Below are 21,000 nucleotides of genomic sequence, written 5' to 3'. Positions count from 1 at the left end.
CATAATCACCTTTTTTTCTAGAAAATATAAAAACGCATAAATCTTCCTAAATATGCTTCACTCAAAAATTACAAATCCTTACTTGGTGAGCTGGTGAGCAGTATGCCTTTTCTATATAAGGGTGCTGATTTCGAAGTTTTAGAGGATTATGTTGAAGTGGAGATAGGATCTTTAAATCTATCGACCCTAAACCTAGAGAATTCAGAAATAGTAAAAAATATAAATAACCAAGAACGTTTAATTTCTAATCAAAAAATTCTTTTTCTAGGAGCTGCTGGATTTGGCAAAACAACACTTCAAAGGTATGCTATTTTATCAATTCTTAATGAAAAGACTAAATCTAGATTCTTAAACAAAAGTGAAAATGTAATTCCAATATTCGTACAGTTAAAACTATTAAAGAATATAAGTCCTTCACCAATTTTGGAATATACGTTGAATTCAATAAGTTTCATTAAGAGTAGAAAACACTTTACCAATCTATTGATAGATTCAAAACTAATGTTTTTCCTAGATGGCTACGATGAGATATATTTTGGCGAGGGACGAAATTTTATTAGGGAAGAACTGGAAGCTATAATGTTTCCAATGGAAGAGAATTGGAAGAAGAACATTAATAAAGAAGATATTGAATTATACGAACTCTTTAACCAATGTAGAGTATGGCTTTCCTCAAGAAAGGATTTTTTCTATCATTACCCTTTACTTAGTTTGGGTAGTGGAGAGTTTTTAGCGCCACCTGCCAACTTTAGGGCAGTCCAACTAATGGGAGTAGGCAGTAATAGAAATATGCTTGTTTCTAAAATTTTCAAAAGATATACAAGTCAAAAGAAGTTCGAAGGAATTAAAGACAAACTTAATGATGAATATTTTATCGAATCTATAAATCAATCAAACGACCAAGAATTCAGAGATATGTCGAAGAATCCTCTTTTCCTGACAGTTATGTGCTATTTGTATATTGACAAAGTCAAGGATTCTGATAAGCACAATATCGATTGGATTGACAACATAGAAAATCTTATCTCTGATTGTATTGAATTACTTCTCAAGGATTTAGATCATATTAAGGCTCAAAATTCAAATCTTTCTGACGCCCAGATTGAGGCTATAACTAAAAGAAGGAATGATTATTACGACGAGAAAGTAGAGTTCTTGAAATATTTTGCAGCAAAAACTTTTGAATTAGAGCCTCCCGTTTTTAACGACCAATATTTAAATCGAGAAATAGTACATTTTGTCAATAATTATAAGGACATAGATGTTGAGCTGAGAAAAACAATAATAAGGGAGCTAAAGGAGTCCAAAAAGGATGACCCAAACTTTGCAATGCAGTTGATTAATTGTAATGTATTCACAGTTATTCAAAAAGACCGAAAGGGAACGCTATATGATTTTCCTCATAGAAGGTTTAGAGAAGTGTTAGCAGCAAAATATTATTACAATCCTGAAGAGTATTCAAATTTCCTAAAAGAATTAGGCAACAGAGGTTACCTAGAGTTTATGAATTATTTTGTAACCACTTCCAGATTTAAAGATTCTTCTTTTCAAAATGAAGTGCTAATGCACGTTTTAAGAAAATCGAAACAGAGCCAAAATTTTAAACAATCTTTGACATCAAGTTTTTATTTTACAAAATATCTTCCTGAAAACTATAGCTACAACAAAATAGTTGAAGAGTTCATTGAGAATCAAATTGAACGCAATACAAGTTCATTTAAACTTTCATATTATTTATTAACTAAAGCTCATTTCAGTGATTCTTTTGTAAGGTATTTAAAGACTAGCCTAGAAGATAAATTCCATAGTAGAGAAGGAGGCAAATTCGAATTAATATGCGAAGTCCTTTTTTTTGTATCTAAGTTAGATCTTCAAGACTTTTTAATAGGTAATGGTACAAATTATGAACCTGTCACTGGATTGAGTCTGATTAAACATCTTTTTCTGTTGAGTGATTTTGAAGAATCGAAGGCATGCCTAAACTCATTAATCAAAATTAGGGAGTATAGGTATGATTTATGGTTTTCGATAAGCAATATGGAGTTTGATGATAGCTTAGTCAAGTTAATTTCCAATTTAGATTGGAGAGATCAAAACTTCAAAGTGGAGTTATTATTTTTTGTAAAAAAATATAGTCCTGATAAATTCAGCGAATTTTTTAATAGTACCAGTCTTTTCTCGAACAAAGATGTTTTTACGCTATTAATTAAATCTAAAAGAGATAGGGAGCGATATCTTAAATCATTTGAAAAAACAAAAAAACAATTTTACTTTTCTCAGGATTCAATTAATGACATTTGGGCAAATCTAAAATCTCAGATTCTTCATTTTGAGACAATTTCCGATTATAAGGCTCTTAACGAGATAGATAGCAAGCTACTTTTAAGAGACATAGAGAACTGGTTGAATAAATTCAAACGCGATACTTTGATTGAAAATATTGCTGACATAATTAGGGAGTATGTTTTTATTTCCAAGAAATACGTTTTTGAACCAGACGGGGACTTAACGGACTATAGTTCAATTGAAAAACAAAATAAATCAAAAATTAAAGCGAATCTGGGAACCCAAGCTGGAAACAAAAACTTCATGAGTTATTTAATTAGTCTAATTGAACAGAAAAACTCGATTAAAAGGAATTTGTTTTTTGAGACAAATACAATTATTAATGATATAAAATACCGAAAGCCCAATTATCCAGAGTACTTCAAATAGATGTATAAAGACCAGAACCTAAATTTTTCATAGCTTAGTTTATTTAGGTTTCCGGGTCTTAGTATTATTGTGCTCACCGAATAAGTCGCTTTTGTTTGTAGATTGTATTACCGGTAATGAAAGGTATTACTCTGAACCTTCAGAGATATTTTGAATACGTTGTTGAATGATTTCCATTCGTTCATCTGCTTGATCGTAATACAAACTTCCACGAATGGCTGTAAGGATTGTTCTATCCTTTGCGAGTGCTTTTAGTTTTTTAATCAAATATAGCTTTACTTCATTTTCAGAAGCTAGAATTTGCACATCAATATCTGTCGTGTAATTGAACAAGTAGGTCATATCTTCCAAATCATGACTGGCATAAAAATCATTAATACCTCTATCAAAAAATGCCTCCATTTTTGTGGCCAAAAAGTAGGGTAGTGGCAACACTTTTATGGTTAATTCATCTATTGTTTTGGTAATAGCCTTTTCAAAACCTTTGGCAAACCATGGATTAGAAGGTGCCCAACCCACGCTTTGAGTTGACATTATATCCACTTTTAAATCTTTGTATCGAAATCGACAATTTACAGTATCTTCTGCGTTTTGGGTAAATCCTTTTTGAATCAGTTGTTCTCGTAATTCTTCTAATTCGGCAAAGCTGGCTACCTGAAAAGTGAGGTCAAGATCTTTGGTAGGTCTAATATCTTCCGCTGCGGAGTCATCAATATAAAGGCTCACCATGGCCCCGCCAACATAAACCACTTTATCATTTAGGTCCCCTAAGGCCTTAGCCACTTTTTTTGTGGCCGCTCTATTGATTAAAGTGTTTAGCATATGTGCTGCTCTAACAGTTCTATTGCTAAGTTTTTTTCTCGTGCCTTGCCTACCCGAACAGCATCCATTAAGGCCAATAATTCATGCAGATGAGTGTCTAAGGCAGCAGCTTTGGGTACTGTTGGGTACAAAGGTGCAATGCTTTGACCTCGAGATTTACCTTTGGCATAGGGCCAGACATACTTTTCCTCACTTACAATTTCCATATCCAATGGTGGTGCGCTATGTGCAGTCACTGTTCCTCTTACAATGGCACCTGGATGTTGGGGGAATACCACCGCCAAACCATATTTAATAAAATCAAAAAACAATTTTCGGTTTACTTCTTTGCCCTTGTTTATCAGAAGTCCTGAGTATGATGACCTCGATATTGAACTACTGATCTCTGACTGGCTCATGTAAAGCATTTGGGACAACGCCATTTGAGTGTAGTCCGAATCGTTTATGGTAATTAGTTTCGCCAAGACCACTATATCTTGAGGTTTCATCTGCTGTAAACTGCTTTTAGCCATAATTATTTTATATCGCGATATGCAATAATAAGACATAAATAATTGAAAAACAATATAATGTAAAAAAATATCGCATATCTCGATATGCAATATTTTAAAATTTTCTGATGTATTTTGCACTAATTGAAACATTCATTTGGTGTAAAGCCCATTAAATGAAAGAAGCCGCACACAACCCAAGTTTCCTTTAAATTGGGTTAACTACTATTATTGGACAAAAAAGACCATTAATTAGCCATTTTAATAGGAGTTTATATCAATTGGATTCAATCTATATTTCTCAAAATATCTTTTGTTATGAATTTTTAGGATACATAAAATCTGTCATGCCCTATTGGGCTTTGATAGGTACAGAAAGCACATCGTGTTTACATTTTAAAACGAGCTTTTGCGAGTGAGAAATGTAAGGCAAGAGGGTTACACGCTAAAGCAATGTTGCAATTTTTAGTTAGTGAATTTTATAAAATGCTCAAGCGAGCTTGGAGCGTTTTGACGCATTGGCCTTCGAATCACGGAGGCGCAACCAAAAAAAGCTACCTCAAGGTAGCTTTTGGAAGTGGAGTCGGAGGGATTAACTTCGTTTTCCCCTCCTAATCGGTTCTGCAAATAAAAACACCCATTGCTTAGGCAATGGGCATCTTGATTTTGGTAAAATACTCAAGCGAGTTTGGCATTTTACCAAAACCCAATCTGCTGCGTATTATTGAGTGTTGTGGAGCCGGAGGGATTCGAACCCTCGTCCAAACAAGCAATTACAATACTTTCTACATGCTTAGTTACCGTTTGGTTTTCGATGTATGCCTGACCGGAAACCGCCTAACATACACTTAGCTTCTTTAAGTTTTAGTGCCGATACCAAAGCGAATATCGACCTTGTGTTGACTTTTATGGTGCTCCTAAATGAATCGCCGTCAACAAGGGCTATTCAGGAACATCTCGCTTCTCCGCCTTGCGGAGACGAGGCTAAATCTTACTGTAATTCAGATTAAGCGGCAAGAGCGTAGTTATTATCGCCAATTAAAAGTGTGGAAAATGAGATTAACGAGCTGTTCACCAGCGCTCGACATGCTTATATTGCCATTGGTCTCGCTGTCAAAACCAGTCGGCCCCTTCAATGAGATAGGTAGGCGTAGCATACCGTTATCGAATTGAACCCTGAGCGTAGCCGAAGGGACTACTATCAGAGCTATTCTTCTCTCAATGATTTTTTTCAAAGAACTTTAGGGCGTTCGAGCGGGCTATTCGCTCATACGCCTCCCCATTTCCGCCGAAGCTACAATGGGTGCGGGGTAACCGCTGCTATCCCTAACGCAAACCCTAAATGCTATAGGGTCAGCCGACAAAGATACCCCAAAAAGTATTCCAAAAAAAGTTTTGCCATCGCCTTGTCATCTGTTACATTTGAAACGGAAAGAGCGGTTGTAGTGTGATTTTTGACAAGACTCAAGGAGTTTGATGTTCGGTTCATAATGTGAGATATGAAGTGCTTGATGTCTGAAGTCAGATGCTTGAAGTGAAATCCTTCGTTAGTATTCGATTTGGAAGCTGAGGGCGGCCGAAGGGCCATGATACCTGATGTTCGAAGTAGGTTGCATGTTACGTGATATCCAAGGTCTTTACAGATATGAAGTGGCGAATCTTCCATTAGTAAATTCGATGGGGAACCTGATCGTAGCCGAAGGGTTTAAAATACTTGAATCCGAACTCAAGGTTGGAAGAAACCAGAAAGCTCGGCAGACCTGAAACTTTAAACCAGAAACCAAAACCAACAGCCAACTAAAGTGTAAAGAATGAAATTCGGAATCATCAGAGAACGTAAAAACCCACCAGACCGGCGGGTAGTATTGTCCCCGGAAGCCTGTCAAAAAGCCCTTGAAAACTACCCAAAGGCCGAGATTATCGTAGAACCTTCCCCGATTCGGGTTTTTAAGAATACAGAGTATAAAGCTGTAGCGCTAGAGGTGGCCTCCAAAATGGAGGAGTGTGATGTGCTTTTGGGAGTGAAAGAAGTGCCTATAGATGCCCTGATTCCCAACAAAAAGTATTTTTTCTTTTCCCATACGATCAAAAAACAACCTTATAATCGAAAGCTGCTTCAAGCGATTCTCGACCAGAACATCGAGTTGTATGATCATGAGGTAATCACCAATCAGAAAGAACAGCGTGTCGTTGCCTTCGGAAGATACGCCGGTATTGTCGGTGCCTATAACGGATTTCGGGCCTACGGACTCAAATATGATCTTTTCAAATTACCGAAAGCGGAAACCTTGGCCGATCAGCAGGAATTAATTTCGGAACTGAACAAAATCAAACTGCCGAATATCAAGATTATGCTTACCGGCCGTGGACGTGTTGGTAACGGCGCTCGTGAAATGCTCGATGCCATGAACCTACGGAAAGTGAATGTTGGGGACTATCTGGAGGAGGAATTCGACGAACCGGTATACTGCCAAATCGATGCTTCGGAATACAACAAACGCAAAGACGGAGTACGGGGAAACAAAGCGGATTTTTTTGCCAATCCCCATGAATACAAAACGAATTTTACGAGGTTCACCAAAGTGACCGATTTTTACATTGCCGGACATTTTTATGGAGATGGTGCCCCTTATTTATACACTCGTGAAGATGTAAAGCATCCCGATTTCAAGATTAAGGTAGTGGCCGATGTGAGTTGTGACATTGACGGTCCCATCGCTACGACCATCCGACCTTCAACAATTGCCAAGCCCATTTACGGATATGATCCAAAAACGGAAAAAGAAACGAACTTCAAGAATAAATCGGCCGTTGCCGTTATGGCGGTCGACAATCTTCCATGTGAACTGCCACGCGATGCCAGTGTTGGCTTTGGGGCCGCCTTTCTGAAACATGTGATTCCCGCTTTTTTCAATGGGGATGAAGACGGCGTTCTCGAACGGGCCCGGATGACCAAAAATGGAAAACTCACCAAACGCTACGCCTATTTGCAAGATTATGTGGATGGCAAGGAGTAGGGTTGCTAGACGCTAGATAGTCGTGTTTGATAGTGGTTATTGAGATAAGGGGATATCACTAAATTCCCATAACTCATAACTCATAATACCAAATGCCTGAAGGTAGTATTTGATATTGGGAGTTGAGATAAGATGATATCACTATCTTCCCATAACTCATAACTCATAACTCATAACTCATATCTCCTGTCTCATGTCTCTGATCTGGAGTCCATACCCAGCCCCAAAGACAAAGACTTTTCCAAAATAATGACCACAGCAATACCCAAGATGTAGGCGACCAAATCCTGTACGCTAAACGAATTGCCGAAAATCAAGTTGGCCCAGCGGTACTGCTTTATTCCGAGGTGCTGTAGAAAATCCGTGAGTTGTAGAAACTCAATGGCGAAGGCGATACACAAGGTGACCATGGCTATCGAAATCGATTTTCCCGCTACAAAACCTTTAAAGAAACAATAGAGAAGGATGACTACCAGAAAATCACCAAAGGTGTGTCTGATAAAACCTGACTTGAAGAAGGTGGCAATAGCAACTTCGATCAGAAAGAGTAGCACGGCTAGAATAAGATAGTTTGTGTTGAGGGTAAATTTCATTTTTTTTGAATTAGAGGCTAGAGGCTAGAGGCTAGAGGCTAGAGGCTAGAGGCTAGAGGCTAGAGGCTAGAGGCTAGAGGCTAGAGGCTAGAGGCTAGAGGCTAGAGGCTATTTTTTTTCACCAGTACGGATTGTAATACCGAAAACAAAATCCACAGAAAGCCACCGAAGGCAAAGCTGAATGCCCATACATTCGGTTCTCTTAAACTATGAACGATTTGATAAAAAAGGGTAAGGGGCTTCGTTGTGATATCCCAAGAATTGAAACGCAAGAACCGCCCTAGGTAGATGCCATAACCACTTAGCAAACAGACTTTGAACAAGGTGTATTTCGCAACTCGGTTTCCGTAACGTTGGCTAATTAAGGTATACATATCCAACATGGATAATAATCCCAATAACAATCCATTGAAAGCGAAGACGAACACCAGAAACAGGTCGACCCAAACCAGACTGGAGCGATCATTGTGTAAATGCACCAAATCGGTGATGATATACGGACTGTTGGGCAAGAACAGAAGCCAAGCGGCGAATCCCAAGAAACCAATACTTCGAATGGAGCGCATGGTGTCGCTCATTTTAAAGAGCTGCGTTATCGCAAATGGAATTCCCGCCAAAAATAGGTTCCAGACCAAAAAGAGATAAAATCGGCTATCCGTTAAGTGTACCCTGAAGAACAAGAGCAACAAGGCAAAACCTATGGAAAGACATAGATTGAAATATAGAATACCGTATTCGGAAAGTTTTATAGTATGGATTTTCATGGTATTAAGGATTTAAAAAGTAGAGATATACTAAAGCGATCGGAAAGTTCATCAACACGATGATCAAGGTCATCACATGCTCATGAATATCCCTGAAATTGGTAAGTGCCGTGACAAATAGGATGAATAACAACACGATTGTCACTGGAACATAAAGCACCAGAAACACGATTCCTAGGGTTCGTATAAGGTCATTTTCGGCCATTAAAGCGATGAGCATGAGCAGTGTGCCCAAAAAGAAACTGAAACAGGCGATGCGAACCGAAATGCGGTTCCATCGGTGTTTAAAAAGAACCATCATTTGATTTTGTTTTTGTGATTTGATACAACGTATATTCCTGCCAGGTTTTTTGAGACTGTTTTTCTACGAACGCCTTGTATTTATCATTGATGCTATCCGCCGTATTCGTCTCAAGCCTATTTTTCTTGGTATAGGAATAGAGTTGTTCGCTATTGCTTTCCCCAAGGCCAATAAGATAATTGATATCCGGCTTTTCAATGGTGTTCAGATTGTACCCTGTAATGGCCCTATCCCAAGGAATGCTAGCGCTTAAAAACAAAAAGGCAAAGATGGTAGCCATATTGGTACGCAGTAAATAGATGAAATTTTTAACCTCCGTCACCTTGATATAAGCCGTAATCAATCCGGTTAAAGTCAGTGCCAGGTAAACAAATACACCAATACGCTTGTAGGTAAGCCCTAGTGCTTCTACATAGGTGTAGTTCTTGTAGGCGGTAAATACGACCAGAATGACATTTAATGCGATCCATACGTAAGTGAATATCTTGATGCGGTGGTTTCCTCGAAAGAAGTTAAGGTTGCCCCGAAAGAAGTACAGAATGAGCACGATAGCGCATACGACGGAAAACATCAGGGCATAGACCCCTTGGTGCACGGCTTGGGAATACTCCGCATTCGAGATCGTCGTTTGATCCAAAAGATAGATCACATCCGTTACTAGGAAAAGGAGAAGCAGAAGGTTCAGGGCCAGAAATACCATGCTTCCTAACGTATGCTCACTTTCCAATTGTTTCTTTTCCCCGATGAGGGTCAGCTCAGCAGGTTTTTCCAATTCGTTCTTTTGAGCCAAGTCGAAATCCACCAATTCCTGCGCATTGAAAGGGCGTAGGAGGTGTAGAAAAATGAGGTATCCCAAGAACGTGAAGAATAACCAGGGAATACTGATGAAATCAAGATCGATTTGAGCAATGAGGTTTCCAAAAACAGGGTTGGCATTCTTGTACAGCATCCCAAAAAGGAAGAGCAAAGCCGTTGCGACGATTCCACCCTTAAGGCGGTTTCCTAGTTTGGGAGAAATTTTCCCCGACTCCTTTTTTTCCGGTTTATCTTGGTTTTGAACATAGTTGGCTACTGATGCGGCCGTCATGTTAATGCATCCTACAAACCAGCTGAGATACACGGAGCTTTTTTGGGAAATCGATTTGCCGACAAAGACCATAAAAGCCATAAAATGAACAAAAATGGTAAAGCCGGTGGGATTGAGAAATACGAAAATGGCGGTTGTGACATATACAAATGAGTACCGCCACGAAATGAAGCGGTTTTTCCCGATGGTGGACACCAGTGCGACCACTACAATGGAAATCAAAAAAAGGTTCAGGCCAAAACTTTTACTGTAGAACAATAGGCTAAAGGCCAAGGCCGATACAATGGATTTTATATGAATATTCATAGGTTATGGTTTTTAAAAGTGGACAATAGGGCTTTATGGATATAGGCCAAGGACTGCTTGATGCGTACGGCGAGCAATACCAAAACAAAGCCAACGCTCAAGAATAATTCTGAATACAGGGTTCGATTTTTTAAGTGTTTTAGTCTCATTTTTATAGGAGTTCTAGGTATAGACAAACAATGGGAATGTTGAGAAGTATGACAAAAAGGGCCTTCAAGTGTTCGACATAGTCTTTATAGTGGATCAGGCCGTTGACAAGCACCACAAATAAGGTTATCGTGTTCACAAAGGCCGCTAGAAGTGTATAGCAGTAGCCGATGCCTACAAAACCGGTATCTCCACTGGCTTTAAATAACAGGAGGCATAAAGTACCCAGTACAAAGCTTCCAATGGCTATGAGAACAGCGAGGTAGTTGATGCGGTATGCAAAGCTATTTTTCATGATCGAAGGGCTTATTGAATTAAAAAAGTGTCTTTGATTCGGGCTATGGGCTGGTTCAAGAGTTTGAAAAAATCAATTTGGTGAAAGGGCAATGAAGTTTTACCACGACGGTATTTTACAAAGAACATCGGCAACTTATCAGGATAGAGCAAAGCCCCTAGAAAGATGACCGAAAAGAGATACATACTTCGCTTTCCGTTGCCCAGGAGGTAGAACTGCATGCTGATTTCTTCTGGTACCGTAATGCCCGTGCCGGTGAGCACGTGAAAGACATCGTGATTCTCCAATTTTTCTTGAAGGGTAAAATTGTGATGGAGTAAAAAACGACCCATTTGATAGCCCAAGGTGGGATTTGGATATTGGAGCAAGTCCTCGATCTCCAATGCCCAAGGCTCGTTCTTTTTGAGTGCCTGGTAGGGCATTAGACTCCATTCATAAAGTTTTTCTAAAAAAATAGCTCTCATTATAGTATTTAAAAGTACTTTGAATTTCAAAGTAAAATGATAAAAAAAATATTACTTGCCTATTAATTTTTCAAGGGCATCGATATGCTTCTTGAATTCGGCCTTGCCCAGTTTAGTGGCAGCATATCGGGTATTGGGTTTGCGACCGATAAATTGTTTTTCCACTTGAATATAGGCTGCCTTTTCCAGTGCCTTGGCATGACTGGCCAAATTTCCATCCGTAGCGCCTAAAAGTTCCTTTAGCATCTTGAAATCGGCATGGTCGTTCACCATTAGAACGGACATGATGCCCAGCCGTATGCGGTGGTCGAATGCTTTGTTGATGTTATCGATTAAACTCATTTTTTCCTAACTCCTAACTCCTAACTCCTAACTCTTAACGCTAACTCGTTTTCGACTGCGCTCGAACTGACAGTAGTTCATTTTCTTCGAATTGATACCCTTGACTCTGCGCTAACCGATAGTTTTTGGTTTCACTTGAACAAACGTTTCGGTACAACCATTTTACGAATGGGTTTCACAGGTTGCGATTGCGATCGTATTTAAAATACATCATCGATCCATATAGTATATGGAAGATACCAAAGCCCAAGGCCCAAAAATACAAACCGTATCCGATAAATTGGGTACTGATTAGACCGATAAGCAAGAAAGCCAATCCCATGTAGCGTACATCGCCCATAGTATATTTACTGGCATTGATACAAGCGAGTCCGTAAAATATTAAGGTCGCAGGGGCTACCAGTCCGGGAAGACCATATTGAATCAACACCAAACAAAATATGCCGCCTGAAATCAAAGGGATAAAAAAGTTGACGACCAACCGCTTGCTAGTAGCATCCCATATTTTCTCTCCGCTCCTCTTTGATTTTCGCAGGGTCATTAGAAACCCGGTAACCGCTGCCAGAATAACTACGGCCCCTGCAATCAGACTAAGGTCACGGATCACATCGGTGCCCCAGAGGGAAGAACTTCTTCCCGAGAGCCCTTCGTAGTTGGCGCTTGACATCATTTTTAAGCGCGTATAGGCCAATGCCGCTCCAATGAGCGCATATATTCCTGCCAATACGCCTGAAAGCCCACTCAATGAAATGAAGCGGGAAGAACGGTTCATGATATTCTTGATTTCCGTGATGTCCTCTAGATATTTATTCGGTTCCATTTTAAAAGTACTTTGAAATACAAAGTTAAATAAATATTTTAATCTAGCCTGTTGAAACGGAAAAAAAATTCAATAGTTACTCTTCAACGGAGATTTGCCACGAGATAACGGGAGAAGTCTTAGGTGCCGTAAATGCTCCAATAGCTTCGAGCTTCAAGTCAATGGTTTTCTTTTCCTCCAGTGTCTTGATACGAAGGGTATAGGTGCCCAAAGCATGAATTTCAAAAACCGGTGAACTGCTGTAGAAACTATATTCCATCTGGTTTTCAAAGAGTAGGGCACTACTCGAGATATTTTGCAATTGTACTTCCAATATTTGTGTATCGGCAATGTATTTCGCCGAGATCACCTCTATACTGGCCTTTACCAAGGGATTGAGGAATTCGGCTTTTCCAACCAACAACGAATTATAGACGGCTACGGTTCGCCCAGCGAATAAGGCTTCCTTCATACTTTCCAAATTCCTTTCCTTGGCAAAAACCAAGGTGATTGGCCGGTCATGCCCTTTTTCGGTATAATCCCAATCAATGAGTCCGTGAATATCACTGGTACCCATAATGGTCAAATTTTGATCTAAGGCCAATGCAAGCGACTCTTCGGAGTAATCGACCGAGTTGATGACCTCTATGCCATGCAGTTCCCCTTTTTTAATCCGTTCTTTTTGAAAATCACTTAAAATCGGATTTCCTTTCGGATTTTGAGCGTACCATGCGGGGTGGTTCCAGAAAACGAACGCATGCTGTTTCTTGGCTTCGGAGAAAGACTTTTCGGCCTTTTCGGTCAATAATGGATTGGCATCTTTGATAAAAACAGCATTATTATGTCCCATGGGAGCCGAACGGGTGATTTCCGATCCATGTACGATCAACAGATCGTGTTCCTTGGCTTCGGCCATAGCCAAATTGTACGATCGATTGCGATCCGGATGGGGAATATCATCTAGATGTGGTTGATACTCCAAATGCTCCGTAAGCGAAATTGCATCGAGATTCTCGCGAAGTGCTTCTTGCACCCGTATGGTAGGCCAAACGTTACCATCGGAAAAAACGGTATGGATATGCAAATCGGCTTTCAAGGATACATACCCGTCAATATTCGGATAGGTCAATGCATGTTCACTAATATGCGAATGTTGGGCAAAGCTCTGGCAACCTAGCAAAAGGGCAAACGCTAGTACAAAATTTTTCATTTCGGGTCGGTTTATGAAGTGTGATTGAAAAGTAGGTATAAAGTATGAAAATTGAATTTGATTTTGATCAAGAAATGGTAAATTGTTGATAGTGTTCCGTTAACGGTTAGCATTTAACAGTTGGCAGTTGGCAGTTGGCAATGAACAATAGGTTATCGGTTTGTGCAGTGCACAATTCCAAAATTTTAAATGATAATATAAATTGAACCCAGCCGAAGCGTACATCTTAAAACAATCGGAACCCTTTCGAAGCATACTGCTGCACCTCCAGGCGGTAATCGAGCATACAGTGGCCGACGTGGATTTAAAGTATAAGTATCGGATTCCCTTTTTTTATACCGAAGGAAGGCCATTTTGCTATATGAACCAAAGTAAGGATTACGTGGACCTTTGTTTTTGGAATGCGGCCCATCTAACGGTGCATAGAGAACTTATGGTGAAAGACGGTAGAAAGGTTATGCGGTCCTTGCGCTATAAGAGTTTAGAAGAAATCAACGATATGGTACTGGTCGAAGTACTTCAAGACGCCTACGCCGTGCGACATAAAAAGTTCTATAAATAAGTCGAATTGTGTGCCGCAGGTTTGGTTTTTTAGCTAGAGGCTAGAGGCTAGAGGCTAGAGGCTAGAGGCTAGAGGCTAGAGGCTAGAGGCTAGAGGCTAGAGGCTAGAGGCTAGAGGCTACAAACTATTCAATCCACCCCTTGTCTTTGTACATCCGAATGTATTGGTTGCTCAACGAATCCGAATCCTTGTATTTCAAACGCATCGCTTTTAGTTTTTCGGTCATTTCCTGTACCGTTTTAGCATACGAGGGATGGTCGTAAACGTTGTTGATTTCTTGAGGGTCTTTCTTTAGGTCATACAACTCCCACGCATTGATATCATAATAAAAATGGATGAGCTTGAATTCTTTGGTGGCGATACCATAATGCCGTTTAACCGTATGTTCCGCTGGGTATTCATAATAGTGATAGTACACCGCATCACGCGTCCATTTCTCTTTTTCTCCTTTCAGTAAGGGCAAGAGACTTTCACCCTGCATATCTTCAGGAGAGGTTACCCCTGCGGCCTCTAAAAAGGTCTGTGCGAAATCGAGATTCTGAACCAACTCATCTTCTGTTGTGTTCGGGGTAATGACATTGGGCCATTTAATGAGTAGGGGAGTCTTGAAGGACTCCTGATACATAAAACGCTTATCGAACCATCCGTGCTCTCCGAGGTAAAAGCCTTGGTCCGAAGTATAGATCACCATGGTATTTTCGCTGAGTGCTTTTTCGTCAAGATAGTCGAGCAATCGACCTACATTTTCGTCTACGGCCGCAATCGTACCCAAATAATCCTGCAGGTACCGCTGGTATTTCCATACCGTCAATAAGGAGTCGTTCATGGTTTTGAACTCTTTCTTAAAGGTATTGGCTATAGGACCGTAAATGGCGTCCCATTCCGCTTTTTGCTGTTCGTTCAACTGGTTGACCCCTCCAGCTCCAAGACGTTCTTCAATTCCTAGTTCATCTAAGATTTCCTTCGGAATTTTAAGATCGTATTGAAGCAACATATCTTTTCCGATGCCCATTTCAGCGGTTCGAGAAGCCTCACTTCGGGTCAGGTAATCATCGAATAGGGTTTCGGGTAGGGGATAGGTCCTTTGAGTGAATTTTTGATAGTGTCGTTTGGCCGGTAACCAAGAACGATGCGGGGCCTTATGCAGGTACATCAAGAGAAATGGTTTGGCCGTATCCCTTCGTTTTTCCATCCAATCCAAGGTTAGATCGGTAATGATATCGGTAACGTATCCCGTAATGGTGGTATCGCCCTTTTGAGTAAGGAACTTCGGATTATAGTAATCTCCTTGCCCCGGAAGAATCTTGAATTCGTCAAAACCTTTTGGGTTGTTTCCGAAGTGTAGTTTTCCGAACATGGCCGTCTGGTAGCCCGCTTTTTGCAATAGACGTGGAAAGGTAATATTAGTCGTGTCAAAAGGGGATAGGTTGTCTATTTTTCCATTGATATGTGAATGCCTGCCAGTAAGGATAACGGCCCGGGAAGGCGCACAAATGGAATTGGTGACCGAGGCATTCGTAAACCGCATGCCTTTTTTCGCAATGCGATCAATGTTCGGGGTATGTATCAAGCGATCATCATAAGCACTTATGGCTTGATACGCATGGTCGTCCGACATGATAAACACAATGTTAGGCCTCTTTTTCGTGGACTGTTCTGCAGCGTTATCTGCGCATGAAAAAAAGAAGAACCCCAAACACAGGGCAAAGTAAAAAAGTACGGGTTTCATAGGAAGACAACTTAACTGAAACCCGAAAATACAAAGATTTATGTGTTACCTATAACTTCTTTAAAACAACTAGGGAATTGTTTTGAACATCGGTCACATGTTTGAATACATCTTTCAGACCTTGATAATCTTCGGCCTTGATATGACTGCTGTTCAGGTCGAGGTCAAACGTAAGGGCGACTTGATTTGAACTTTCTTTATGGTAGAATTTAAAAACGACCATTTTATCACCTAACTGCACGGATTGAACTTCTGGGAGTTCTTGTACCTCATATCCTTCGGGAATAGTAATGTTAATGGAGTACCTGTATTTTCTAGGGTATCCAAAATCAACAGGATAATGACGTTCGTCCAGCAAGAAGGGGTTTTGTTCAAAAAAACGGACTAAAAAGGGATTCAAATAGATGGTTTCCCCGTTACCTATGTTTTCCAGCTCAAATCCGAATCGTTCGGAGACCTTCGTTTCATGATTGGAGTCTTTTCTAAGGTCATAAGATGTTACCACAAAGTCTCCATCATTGGCATCCTCTATAGTATCTAGGTATTCATCCTCACTGTATTGATCAATGATCTCCCTTGTATTTACCGCATTGTAGCCCAGATTGATTCGGTCAAAAATGCCAATACCCTTATTTTTTTCAAGATCGAGTTTTAGATGCGTGCGTATCTGAAGTCTATTATTGAGTACCGGTACGATGTTTTGCCAATAGCTTTCGTTCTTAAAATCCATTACGCGACCATAATGGTTGAGTGCCCTAAAAGGCAGCATGCCGAAAGCCACATATTTGTCGGTAGCATCAAGTAGATATGTCTTACCGGCGATTTCAATTTTGGCGATGCTATAGTTGAAATCACTCATTACGGGATGCACTTTCTTTGGAAGGCCTCTTCTTCGTGTGGAAAGGAGCATAAGGTTGGCCTTAATTCCCGCTGCATTTAGTAGATTGATCAGGGAACTATTTATTTCAGTGACGTTACCACTCTTTTTTGCAAAGGCCTCCTTGACCCTGGCTTTTCCGTAGATTCCCATCTCTTCATTCCAAGTAAAATACGTTTGAACGAATTTGAAAATATTCTTGGCGCGAGTCAGCTCATCCCCTTCGACCAATAATTGTTCGGGTACGTTTTTTTCAAAGAACCCTTTTTTGGTCAACTGACGCCCAATATCCTTGTCACCGCGGAATTCTCTATCCACATCTTTCCACGATTTGGTGAATTTTTGTGAGGTTCCTTTAAAGCTTTTGTATTCGGAAAGTTCAAAATCGATGCTTGCCCGGTAATTCGACGCTCCGAGCATATAGTCTTCATCAACTTTAAATGCTGGAATGTCTTTCATAACATACTTCAGCACTTCGCAATCCGCATCCTTGGCAATACCTTCAATATGAAAACAGTTCTTTTTAACCTTCGCTTCGTTTACGTCCAATTCGAAGGGTCCTGTCAATGACCTATTGTATACCCAGTTACCTGGTATTTTAGCATTGAATTCGCTATACAACACGGGTATGGAGGTTTGAAAACCCCAACCGGTAAAGTTGAAGTCAAATGGGGTTTCAATAGTGTAGGTGTATTCCAAAACACTACCAGGTTCAAGCTTAGGGAATGTAAACTTCTTTTGATCCCAGTGCTCAGATAGGGTAGTCGTGAACACCTCGGTCGGCAGAACGCGAAATTGACCATCCTTGCTATGGGTCATCGCACTGAGCTTAGCTAGTTTTTCAGAGGCATTCGTATTGTGATAGAGTAGTATTTCTACCGTGCCCCAATCAAAAGCCTTCTCATTGAATATCTTGATCTTTCCGTGATATTCCTTTATTAATCTGATTTTTCGATTGACCACTTTAAAATAATTGTCACCTCGTTCATACAAAACCACAGCATTTGCGGTTGTATCGTTGGGGTAGCTCTCAATGGTCTGTTCGAAAGGGGTCAGCTGTCCAAAGTTGTCAGGTAGTTGTGAAAAACTGACTATAGGTGAAAGAAGAACTGCAAATAGCAGTAGCTGTTTTAGTCGCATGGTCGGTGTATAATCGAATCTTCTTAAATAACCCGCGTAAGAGGGATTTATTGTAACGAATTCACCGTTTTTTGAAGGGTGACTAAATTAGTCAGTAGTCGTTCAAGATGGTCTAAATGCAACATATTGGCACCATCACTTTTAGCAATACTTGGATCGAAATGGGTTTCCATAAAAATACCATCGACCCCGGTGGCGATTCCTGCGCGGGCTATGGTTTCTATCATATCGGGTCGTCCACCGGTCACTCCTGATGATTGATTGGGTTGTTGTAATGAATGTGTGACATCCAAGACCACGGGTGCATAGTTCTTCATCGTAGGCACTCCCCTAAAATCAACGACCATATCTTGATACCCGAACATGGTACCGCGGTCTGTAATCCAAACCTGGTCGTTGCCTGAATCGGTGACCTTTTTTACTGCATGTTTCATACTTTCAGGGCTCATGAACTGTCCTTTCTTTAGGTTGACCACTTTGCCGGTTTCTGCAGCAGCGACCACCAAATCTGTCTGGCGTACCAAAAAAGCCGGAATTTGGAGTACATCTACGTATTCGGCGGCCATAGCGGCATCTGATTCTTGATGAATATCGGTGATGGTCGGTACGTTAAACGTCTCCGATACCTTACGTAAAATTTTTAACGCCTTCTCGTCTCCAATACCGGTAAATGAGTCTACCCGACTGCGGTTCGCCTTTTTGAAACTTCCCTTGAAAACATAGGGTATTTTCAGTGTATCGGTAATCGTAACAATGCGCTCCGCAATACGGAGGGCCATTTCTTGCCCTTCAATGGCACAGGGTCCTGATAACAAGAAGAAGTTGTTTGAATCGGTATGTTTTAACTGAGGAATCCGCTCAAGGGTCATATCTTAAAGTTTGCACAAAGATAGTGTTTCCATCGCGTTTCCTTTTTAGCTTTATTCCCGATTCAACTTGTAATAGATGCGTAAAGACCGAATACTTTGGTGCTGTTTTCTCGTAGTTATGACCCTAACTACAGGGAAGGGGCAAACGGAAAATAATGCCGGAAACTTTTTCGGAATCATCAATCTGGAGCGCCATCAGGTTACCTTCAATATGTTGAGTCCTGGATTGAATTATGAGATTGGAATAACCAAAAACGTCAGCGCGTCCGGAGGACTGGGTCTTGGCTATGCCACCTACGAAGAAGGATACGCGGTAGGTTTGACCTTGCACACTAGACTGCGCTACTACCATAACTTTAATAGAAGATTACGTAAGAACAGAAATGTATCCGGTAATTCGGGAAATTATTTTGCCGCGGCTAGAAGTATATTTTTCTCCCAGGTGAGATTGGCTACCAATATCGATGGCCCGGATGATTTCAACCTTGGTTTTTACGGCAGTACTTACGGAGTTCAACGTACGTATGAGAATGGATTTAATTTTAACGCAGAACTAGGTGTTGGTTACTACCTTGGGGACGGCGTTCCGAACGGATATGGACCGCTGTTCAATTTTACTTTTGGCTGGGTGGCGACGAAAAGGAAATCAAGAACGCCAACCTTCGATTAGACGATTAAAGCATGAGCTTTTTGATTGCATCTAAATACCCACGACTGACCCGTACGATATCACTGTTTTCCATGGTCACATCATAACTCTTCCCATACTTATGAAGCTCCTTTACCTTTTCTAAATTGATAATAGAAGAGCGGTGCACGCGTAAGAAGGTCTTGGGGTTCAACTTTTCTTCGAGTCCGGAAATACCATAATTACTAACAAAGGTGGTGGCTGAAGTATGTAGTTTTGAATAATCTCCATAAGCTTCGATCCAAATGATGTCGGTTACTGCGATTGTAATCAACTTTTTGTTCTGTTGCACCAATACGCGTTCGGGGTAATCTTCCCGTTCCATGATGACACTTTCGGCCAAGGCACCCACATCCTTAGATCCGCTTTCCAAACGCTCAATGGCCTTTTTAAAGCGATCTCTCGTGTAAGGCTTCAAGAGATAGTCTACGGCATGTACTTCAAAAGCTTGAATCGCATATTGATCATAGGCCGTCGAAAAGATAATCTGTGGAATTTCCTCTAAATACCCCAAGACCTCAAACCCGGTTTTTCCGGGCATTTGAATGTCTAGAAAGACTAAGTCGGGTTTGAAACGATTGATTTCAGTAATGGCATCCACCCCATTATTGACTTCGGCCAGTAAGACCAAATCGGGAAAGTCACTTAGATATTCTTTGATCAGAATCCGACCTGCTTCCTCATCATCGGCGATCAACACTTTTTTCATATCGCGAATTTTATGGTCAAGCCTTTTGGGTAATTATCGGTCAACTCCATTTGACTTTGATACATTTTTTGCAATCGAAGTTTGGTATTGGTCAGACCCACCCCCTTGCCGAATACATTTTCCTTGTTTTGAATACCTACTCCCGTATCCGATATCTCAAACTTTAACTTGCCTTCTTCCTTAAAGATGTATATCGAGACCGTCCCTCCCTCGATCAAACTCGATAGTCCGTGTTTTACAGAGTTCTCCACCATTGGTTGCAATAGCATCGGAGGTATTTTTTCGTGCATGAGATCTTTTGAGACCTTAATGTCGACAAGCAGGCGATCTTTAAAGCGTTCCTTCTCCAAATCAAGGTACTTCTTTACAAAGTCCAATTCCTCTTTCAAGGTGACGGTGTCTGTTTTTGAGGCGCGGAGTTGATAGCGAAACAGGTCGGCGAGTTGGGCAATCATATGACGAGTTCTTTCATTTTCTGGGGGAATGGAGGCATTGATCGTATTGAAAACGTTATACAAAAAATGCGGATTCAATTGGGCCTTGATGGCCGACAGTTCACTTTTAAGGGCGGCCTGTCGTAATTCTCCCTCTACGATCAGTTTTCGCTGGTTCTCTTTGTAGTACTCATGGGCGTGTAATATGCCAAATTGAATAAGGTAGAACAGGGCGGGAATATAGGCATCCCAAATTTGCGCTGCGCCTTCCAAGTGCCCAAACCCCAAAGCATCGGAAACGGCATAATAGACCCGCTGGGTGCCAAAAACGAATATGGGCCAGGTCGCTACATGCGTCAGTAAGCGAATGTAGAGCCTTTTACGGCGAAAAGTTCGGAACACCAGGTACCATATGGGCACGGTGAACACGAAAAAGATAAAATACTGCAACCCGCAGATATCAATGAATCGGATTAGACTAAAGAATTTTTTGTCCGGATGCAGATCGCTTCCCCAATTGATCGATAGGGTCACGTAATATAGACATGCGAAAAAAAAGTACAGTGCTATGAAGGCCAACACTTCCCATTTCCTTAAACCCCAAAACAATCGCTTTTCCATGATAACCAGTTTGGGAAC

The 21,000-nt window shown here is 40.7% G+C and carries 21 protein-coding genes and 1 other RNA gene; 4 read left to right on the top strand and 18 right to left on the bottom strand.

Going from position 1 to position 21,000, the window contains the following annotated elements:
• The first annotated feature begins 93 nt into the window (after window positions 1–93).
• On the top strand, window positions 94–2,715 hold the full coding sequence (locus ACKWCA_RS16925; RefSeq protein ID WP_413979394.1) for an NACHT domain-containing protein: 2,622 nt from the start codon (window positions 94–96) through the stop codon (window positions 2,713–2,715).
• Window positions 2,716–2,841: 126 nt separating this feature from the next.
• Here the strand turns inward: ACKWCA_RS16925 and ACKWCA_RS16920 are convergent, their stop codons facing one another.
• From ACKWCA_RS16920 to ssrA, 3 genes are all read right to left on the bottom strand, one after another.
• Entirely contained in the window at window positions 2,842–3,537 is a 696-nt protein-coding gene (locus ACKWCA_RS16920; RefSeq protein WP_413979393.1) for a nucleotidyl transferase AbiEii/AbiGii toxin family protein, read from the bottom strand.
• Window positions 3,531–4,049, bottom strand: coding sequence for a hypothetical protein (locus ACKWCA_RS16915; RefSeq protein ID WP_413979392.1), 519 nt, complete (start codon window positions 4,047–4,049; stop codon window positions 3,531–3,533). Before ACKWCA_RS16915 ends, ACKWCA_RS16920 begins: the two co-directional genes overlap by 7 nt.
• A 710-nt stretch (window positions 4,050–4,759) precedes the next feature.
• Window positions 4,760–5,159, bottom strand: a transfer-messenger RNA (tmRNA) gene (gene ssrA, locus ACKWCA_RS16910).
• A gap of 680 nt (window positions 5,160–5,839) precedes the next feature.
• Here ssrA and ACKWCA_RS16905 point away from each other — a divergent pair.
• A complete protein-coding gene (locus ACKWCA_RS16905; protein ID WP_413979391.1) occupies window positions 5,840–7,045 on the top strand; it encodes an NAD(P)-dependent oxidoreductase in 1,206 nt (401 codons plus the stop codon).
• Window positions 7,046–7,236: 191 nt separating this feature from the next.
• On the opposite strand, the gene ACKWCA_RS16900 is transcribed toward ACKWCA_RS16905, so the two are convergent.
• The 10 genes from ACKWCA_RS16900 to ACKWCA_RS16855 form a co-directional block, all read right to left on the bottom strand.
• Window positions 7,237–7,638, bottom strand: coding sequence for a ribosomal maturation YjgA family protein (locus tag ACKWCA_RS16900; protein ID WP_413979390.1), 402 nt, complete (start codon window positions 7,636–7,638; stop codon window positions 7,237–7,239).
• 101 nt (window positions 7,639–7,739) lie between these two features.
• Entirely contained in the window at window positions 7,740–8,402 is a 663-nt protein-coding gene (locus tag ACKWCA_RS16895; protein ID WP_413979389.1) for a DUF1361 domain-containing protein, read from the bottom strand.
• 4 nt (window positions 8,403–8,406) lie between these two features.
• Window positions 8,407–8,703, bottom strand: coding sequence for a hypothetical protein (locus ACKWCA_RS16890; RefSeq protein ID WP_413979388.1), 297 nt, complete (start codon window positions 8,701–8,703; stop codon window positions 8,407–8,409).
• Window positions 8,687–10,096, bottom strand: a complete 1,410-nt coding sequence (locus ACKWCA_RS16885; protein WP_413979387.1) for a DUF4153 domain-containing protein — start codon at window positions 10,094–10,096, stop codon at window positions 8,687–8,689. The genes ACKWCA_RS16890 and ACKWCA_RS16885 overlap by 17 nt, the downstream gene beginning before the upstream one ends.
• Window positions 10,093–10,245 carry a hypothetical protein gene (locus tag ACKWCA_RS16880; RefSeq protein ID WP_413979386.1) on the bottom strand — a complete coding sequence of 51 codons (153 nt, stop codon included), beginning with the start codon at window positions 10,243–10,245 and terminating at the stop codon, window positions 10,093–10,095. The genes ACKWCA_RS16885 and ACKWCA_RS16880 overlap by 4 nt, the downstream gene beginning before the upstream one ends.
• 2 nt (window positions 10,246–10,247) lie before the next feature.
• The gene (locus ACKWCA_RS16875; RefSeq protein WP_413979385.1) at window positions 10,248–10,538 is read right to left on the bottom strand and encodes a hypothetical protein; all 291 of its coding nucleotides are present in this window, start codon (window positions 10,536–10,538) and stop codon (window positions 10,248–10,250) included.
• Between the two features lie 11 nt (window positions 10,539–10,549).
• Window positions 10,550–11,002, bottom strand: a complete 453-nt coding sequence (locus ACKWCA_RS16870; RefSeq protein WP_413979384.1) for a Coq4 family protein — start codon at window positions 11,000–11,002, stop codon at window positions 10,550–10,552.
• A 51-nt stretch (window positions 11,003–11,053) separates the two neighbouring features.
• Entirely contained in the window at window positions 11,054–11,344 is a 291-nt protein-coding gene (locus tag ACKWCA_RS16865) for a winged helix-turn-helix domain-containing protein (protein WP_413979383.1), read from the bottom strand.
• A 175-nt stretch (window positions 11,345–11,519) separates the two neighbouring features.
• Window positions 11,520–12,164 (bottom strand): hypothetical protein, encoded by a 645-nt coding sequence (locus tag ACKWCA_RS16860; RefSeq protein ID WP_413979382.1) that lies wholly within the window; start codon window positions 12,162–12,164, stop codon window positions 11,520–11,522.
• Window positions 12,165–12,240: 76 nt separating this feature from the next.
• Window positions 12,241–13,353, bottom strand: coding sequence for an Sb-PDE family phosphodiesterase (locus ACKWCA_RS16855; protein ID WP_413979381.1), 1,113 nt, complete (start codon window positions 13,351–13,353; stop codon window positions 12,241–12,243).
• Window positions 13,354–13,555: 202 nt separating this feature from the next.
• Here ACKWCA_RS16855 and ACKWCA_RS16850 point away from each other — a divergent pair, with 202 nt between their 5' ends.
• Window positions 13,556–13,915, top strand: coding sequence for a DUF1801 domain-containing protein (locus ACKWCA_RS16850; protein WP_413979380.1), 360 nt, complete (start codon window positions 13,556–13,558; stop codon window positions 13,913–13,915).
• Between the two features lie 124 nt (window positions 13,916–14,039).
• Here ACKWCA_RS16850 and ACKWCA_RS16845 read toward each other — a convergent pair whose 3' ends face one another.
• The 3 genes from ACKWCA_RS16845 to kdsA are packed head-to-tail and all read right to left on the bottom strand — an operon-like array spanning window position 14,040 to window position 18,530.
• Complete coding sequence (locus ACKWCA_RS16845) at window positions 14,040–15,644, bottom strand: sulfatase family protein (protein ID WP_413979379.1); 1,605 nt, start codon at window positions 15,642–15,644, stop codon at window positions 14,040–14,042.
• A 49-nt stretch (window positions 15,645–15,693) separates the two neighbouring features.
• Window positions 15,694–17,661 (bottom strand): DUF3857 domain-containing protein, encoded by a 1,968-nt coding sequence (locus ACKWCA_RS16840; protein WP_413979378.1) that lies wholly within the window; start codon window positions 17,659–17,661, stop codon window positions 15,694–15,696.
• 47 nt (window positions 17,662–17,708) lie between these two features.
• Complete coding sequence (kdsA, locus tag ACKWCA_RS16835) at window positions 17,709–18,530, bottom strand: 3-deoxy-8-phosphooctulonate synthase (RefSeq protein ID WP_413979377.1); 822 nt, start codon at window positions 18,528–18,530, stop codon at window positions 17,709–17,711.
• A 76-nt stretch (window positions 18,531–18,606) separates the two neighbouring features.
• Here kdsA and ACKWCA_RS16830 point away from each other — a divergent pair, with 76 nt between their 5' ends.
• Window positions 18,607–19,200: a hypothetical protein gene (locus ACKWCA_RS16830; RefSeq protein ID WP_413979376.1), complete on the top strand. Its 594-nt coding sequence runs from the start codon at window positions 18,607–18,609 to the stop codon at window positions 19,198–19,200.
• A 4-nt stretch (window positions 19,201–19,204) separates the two neighbouring features.
• On the opposite strand, the gene ACKWCA_RS16825 is transcribed toward ACKWCA_RS16830, so the two are convergent.
• Entirely contained in the window at window positions 19,205–19,927 is a 723-nt protein-coding gene (locus ACKWCA_RS16825) for a LytR/AlgR family response regulator transcription factor (protein ID WP_413979375.1), read from the bottom strand.
• Complete coding sequence (locus tag ACKWCA_RS16820; protein ID WP_413979374.1) at window positions 19,924–20,982, bottom strand: sensor histidine kinase; 1,059 nt, start codon at window positions 20,980–20,982, stop codon at window positions 19,924–19,926. Before ACKWCA_RS16820 ends, ACKWCA_RS16825 begins: the two co-directional genes overlap by 4 nt.
• Window positions 20,983–21,000: the final 18 nt, after the last annotated feature.

It is taken from the genome of Maribacter corallii (genome assembly GCF_047345415.1).
GTDB lineage: Bacteria > Bacteroidota > Bacteroidia > Flavobacteriales > Flavobacteriaceae > Maribacter_C.
This window is presented reverse-complemented; position numbering and strand designations above follow the sequence as displayed.

Bases quoted from the DNA above. Each gene is read 5' to 3' on its own strand.
- ACKWCA_RS16880 (WP_413979386.1), bottom strand. From the start codon at position 10,245: ATGAGACTAAAACACTTAAAAAATCGAACCCTGTATTCAGAATTATTC.
- ACKWCA_RS16895 (WP_413979389.1), bottom strand. From the start codon at position 8,402: ATGAAAATCCATACTATAAAACTTTCCGAATACGGTATTCTATATTTC.
- ACKWCA_RS16830 (WP_413979376.1), top strand. From the start codon at position 18,607: ATGCGTAAAGACCGAATACTTTGGTGCTGTTTTCTCGTAGTTATGACC.
- ACKWCA_RS16845 (WP_413979379.1), bottom strand. From the start codon at position 15,644: ATGAAACCCGTACTTTTTTACTTTGCCCTGTGTTTGGGGTTCTTCTTT.
- ACKWCA_RS16885 (WP_413979387.1), bottom strand. From the start codon at position 10,096: ATGAATATTCATATAAAATCCATTGTATCGGCCTTGGCCTTTAGCCTA.
- ACKWCA_RS16905 (WP_413979391.1), top strand. From the start codon at position 5,840: ATGAAATTCGGAATCATCAGAGAACGTAAAAACCCACCAGACCGGCGG.
- ACKWCA_RS16870 (WP_413979384.1), bottom strand. From the start codon at position 11,002: ATGAGAGCTATTTTTTTAGAAAAACTTTATGAATGGAGTCTAATGCCC.
- ACKWCA_RS16875 (WP_413979385.1), bottom strand. From the start codon at position 10,538: ATGAAAAATAGCTTTGCATACCGCATCAACTACCTCGCTGTTCTCATA.
- ACKWCA_RS16865 (WP_413979383.1), bottom strand. From the start codon at position 11,344: ATGAGTTTAATCGATAACATCAACAAAGCATTCGACCACCGCATACGG.
- ACKWCA_RS16890 (WP_413979388.1), bottom strand. From the start codon at position 8,703: ATGATGGTTCTTTTTAAACACCGATGGAACCGCATTTCGGTTCGCATC.
- ACKWCA_RS16855 (WP_413979381.1), bottom strand. From the start codon at position 13,353: ATGAAAAATTTTGTACTAGCGTTTGCCCTTTTGCTAGGTTGCCAGAGC.
- ACKWCA_RS16915 (WP_413979392.1), bottom strand. From the start codon at position 4,049: ATGGCTAAAAGCAGTTTACAGCAGATGAAACCTCAAGATATAGTGGTC.
- ACKWCA_RS16820 (WP_413979374.1), bottom strand. From the start codon at position 20,982: ATGGAAAAGCGATTGTTTTGGGGTTTAAGGAAATGGGAAGTGTTGGCC.
- ACKWCA_RS16840 (WP_413979378.1), bottom strand. From the start codon at position 17,661: ATGCGACTAAAACAGCTACTGCTATTTGCAGTTCTTCTTTCACCTATA.
- ACKWCA_RS16860 (WP_413979382.1), bottom strand. From the start codon at position 12,164: ATGGAACCGAATAAATATCTAGAGGACATCACGGAAATCAAGAATATC.
- ACKWCA_RS16920 (WP_413979393.1), bottom strand. From the start codon at position 3,537: ATGCTAAACACTTTAATCAATAGAGCGGCCACAAAAAAAGTGGCTAAG.
- ACKWCA_RS16900 (WP_413979390.1), bottom strand. From the start codon at position 7,638: ATGAAATTTACCCTCAACACAAACTATCTTATTCTAGCCGTGCTACTC.
- kdsA (WP_413979377.1), bottom strand. From the start codon at position 18,530: ATGACCCTTGAGCGGATTCCTCAGTTAAAACATACCGATTCAAACAAC.
- ACKWCA_RS16825 (WP_413979375.1), bottom strand. From the start codon at position 19,927: ATGAAAAAAGTGTTGATCGCCGATGATGAGGAAGCAGGTCGGATTCTG.